Source organism: Streptomyces sp., assembly GCF_035563135.1.
Lineage (GTDB): Bacteria > Actinomycetota > Actinomycetes > Streptomycetales > Streptomycetaceae > Streptomyces.
The window spans coordinates 1-2,919 of sequence record NZ_DATMVN010000378.1 but is presented as its reverse complement, the minus strand read 5'-3'; the positions used below and the strand labels follow the sequence as shown (position 1 = coordinate 2,919).

The 2,919-nt window shown below is 72.5% G+C and carries 4 protein-coding genes and 1 pseudogene; 1 reads left to right on the top strand and 4 read right to left on the bottom strand.

The genetic code is table 11. The features are described from left to right. The 4 genes and pseudogenes from VN520_RS16525 to VN520_RS16510 all read right to left on the bottom strand — a co-directional run. Positions 1–341: pseudogene (locus tag VN520_RS16525) on the bottom strand (hypothetical protein); the annotation flags it as partial. 175 nt (positions 342–516) lie between these two features. Beyond that, on the bottom strand, positions 517–978 hold the full coding sequence (locus tag VN520_RS16520; RefSeq protein ID WP_325747686.1) for a DUF6113 family protein: 462 nt from the start codon (positions 976–978) through the stop codon (positions 517–519). Beyond that, entirely contained in the window at positions 975–1,892 is a 918-nt protein-coding gene (mshB, locus tag VN520_RS16515; RefSeq protein ID WP_325747685.1) for an N-acetyl-1-D-myo-inositol-2-amino-2-deoxy-alpha-D-glucopyranoside deacetylase, read from the bottom strand. Before mshB ends, VN520_RS16520 begins: the two co-directional genes overlap by 4 nt. 71 nt (positions 1,893–1,963) lie before the next feature. Then, positions 1,964–2,158 carry a hypothetical protein gene (locus tag VN520_RS16510; RefSeq protein ID WP_014048148.1) on the bottom strand — a complete coding sequence of 65 codons (195 nt, stop codon included), beginning with the start codon at positions 2,156–2,158 and terminating at the stop codon, positions 1,964–1,966. Positions 2,159–2,324: 166 nt separating this feature from the next. Here VN520_RS16510 and VN520_RS16505 point away from each other — a divergent pair. Beyond that, on the top strand, positions 2,325–2,919 hold a 595-nt coding region (locus VN520_RS16505), incomplete at its 3' end, for a DPP IV N-terminal domain-containing protein (protein WP_325747684.1).

Sequence of the window (2,919 nt, the reverse complement as noted above, 5' to 3'; positions counted from 1 at the left end):
GACGACGGCGCGGGTGCGCCGGGCCTCGGGGTGCTGCCGGTGCGCTCGGTGTCCGGACGGCCGCCGGACGGGTCCGTGTCACTCATCGGCGTACGCATGACGACAGGCGGAATCGGCCGCGAGCCCGGGATGTTGATCCGGATACGCGTCGTCAGCGTCGTCTCTGTTCTGGGTTCCTCGGGCTGAGGCGGACCCGCAGGCTCCGGAGTCCCCTCCGGCCCGTCCTGAGACGGGTGCGGCGACGGATACTGGCGTGATCCGTACGGCGGCGTACCCGACGGGTACGCGGCTCCGCCGCGCCCCTGGGGCCCGGAGGACGAACTGTCAGTTTCACGACTCAAAGCAGGTTCTCCCGATTGGCTCCGCCGCCCGTACTTCCCCCATGCCGCAGGCCAGGGGACGGCTCGGCGCGCGCACCACCATACTGGCCGCCGCCGCAGGACTCGCCGCGCCCGGCGGAAACAAGGATGCACCCACCCCCGCGCTCAGGAGCAGTCCGGGAGCGGAGATACCACATCACGAGCCGGTCCGACCGGCGTCGTCGGCCGGCTGCGGCAGCCGCGCCATCGTGGCACACATCACAGCGACGGCCATCCCTCCGAGCATGAAGAGCGCCAGGCCGATCTCCTGACCGAACACATAGTCGCCCTCCGGCCGGCCGCCGAGGAGGACGAGGACGGCGATGAACCAGCCCACCGCCGGTGCCAGCGCGCCGAGCTGGGTCCCGGTCAGCACCCGGCCCCCGTAGAACACCCCCGCCGACGCGGCGAGCGCGAGCAGCAGCCCGCCCGGGAACAGCGCCGCCTGGAGGAGGGCGCCCGCGAGCCCGACGGCCGCGCCCAGCACCGCGAGGCCCACGTACAGGGGGATCCGCGCGGGGTCGAGGGGTGCGGCGAGACCGGTGGGGGCGGGTTCCCTCGGCGGGGCGTTGGTGCGCGGTGACTGCGACGAGGCGCGCGGCCTCTGCCTGCTGCTCATGTCCGCGCTCCCGCTGCCGGGGCGGCGTCCGGCACGCCGGCGAAGAGGTCTCGCTCCCGCGGACCGCCGTCACCGCCCGGGACGCCACGCACCAACTCGTAGTACTCGGTGGTGAAGACGGGCTGCCCCAGGTCGTTCGAAAGAGCGAAGAACGGGCCCTCCACAGCGATCTGGGTGGCGTGCGCGCGCATCGCGGCGGTCTTCGCCGCGGCGTACGCCGAACCGTCGATCTCCGCCGTGATCCTCGCGTCGTCCACGACACCGGGTACGTCGTCGACCGCGGCGATGCCACCGAAGGCGTCGGGGGCGGTCTCCCGCAGTCGCGCGAAGGCCTCCTCGGCCACGGAGCGGGGCACCCGGTTCCAGTAGATCTTGGCGATGGTGTGCGGGGCCCCGGCTCCGGCGTCGTACGCGGGATCGGCGGCCAGGTCCGCCGCGCGCATCGCGACGCGGTGCGCCTGGATGTGGTCGGGGTGGCCGTAACCGCCGTCGGGGTCGTACGTGACCAGGACCTGGGGACGCAACGAGCGGATCACTCCCACGAGGTGGCCGGCCGCCTCGTCGAGGCCGGCGGCCCAGAAGGCACCGGGCCGGTGATTCTGCTCGGTGCCCATCATCCCGGAGTCGCGGAACCGGCCGGGGCCGCCGAGGAACCGGTGGTCGGTGACCCCGAGTTCCCGCATCGCGGCGGCGAGTTCGCCGATGCGGTGGTCCCCCAGGCCGCCGTCCCGGTCCGCGGCGAGATGTGCGAGGTCCGGTGGGATGACCTCGCCCTCCTCGCCGAGGGTGCACGTCACCAGGGCCACGTGGGCGCCTTCCGCCGCGTACCTGGCCATGGTGGCGCCGTTGTTGATCGACTCGTCGTCGGGGTGCGCGTGCACCAGGAGCAGACGGCGGGCGGGAACATCCTTCATGGGGCCACCCTACGAGCAGGCGGCCCCACGGGCCGAACGCCCCACGGTGCCAGGGGCGCGGCACCGCCCCGTCAGAACTTGATCCCCCCGATCATGCCTGCCACGTTCGACGTCACCTCCGAGATCGTCGGTCCGATCGACGAGCTCGCGAGGTAGAACCCGAGCAACATGCAGACCACCGCGTGTCCGCCCTTCAGTCCGGATTTCCGGATCAGCAGGAAGACGACGATCGCCAGCAGCACCACCGCCGAAATCGAGAGTGCCACGGCGGTTCACCTCCATCAGTACGGTCGGGACAGGCAGCACACATGGAGCCAGCAGGTTCATACCCACCGAGCGCTACGGATCATAACTATCCGTGCCAACGCATTGATCGGGGCACAGCAGCACGAGGGGCGCACGGACCGGCCGCCGCGGGCTAGGTTCGGGGCCATGACCTCGCAGAAGCTGTCTTTCCCCCGCCAGCACGCCCGGACCCAGAGGTTCACTCTCGGCGCACCTCGGGCCTTCACCGTCTCACCGGATGGGACGCGGGTGCTCTTCCTCCGCTCCTCCTCCGGCACCGACCGCACGAACCGGCTCCTGGTGCTGGACACCACGACGGGCGAGGAGCGGATCGCCGCCGACCCCGGTTCCCTGCTGGGCGGTTCGACGGAGAAGCTGTCGCCCCAGGAGAGGGCACGGCGCGAGCGGGTCAGGGAGGGCTCGGCGGGCATCGTGGGCTACGCGGTGGACGACGCGGCCGAGTTGGCGGCCTTCGCGCTCTCCGGCAAGGCGTACGTCGCCGAGTTGAGGGCGGGCACGGCGCGCGCCCTGCCGGTGCCGGGCCCGGTGATCGACCCGCGCCCCTCCCCCGACGGCCGGTACGTCGCCTACGTCACCCGGGGGGCGCTGCGCGTCGTGGGGGCGGAGGGGGACGGCGACCGGCCGGTCGCCGAGCCGGAGGGCGAACACGTCTCGTACGGCCTCGCGGAGTTCGTCGCGGCCGAGGAGATGAGCCGCTACCGCGGCTTCTGGTGGTCGCCGG

Excerpts from the sequence above, each read along its gene's own strand:
- VN520_RS16520 (WP_325747686.1), bottom strand. The coding sequence starts at position 978 with ATGAGCAGCAGGCAGAGGCCGCGCGCCTCGTCGCAGTCACCGCGCACC.
- mshB (WP_325747685.1), bottom strand. The coding sequence starts at position 1,892 with ATGAAGGATGTTCCCGCCCGCCGTCTGCTCCTGGTGCACGCGCACCCC.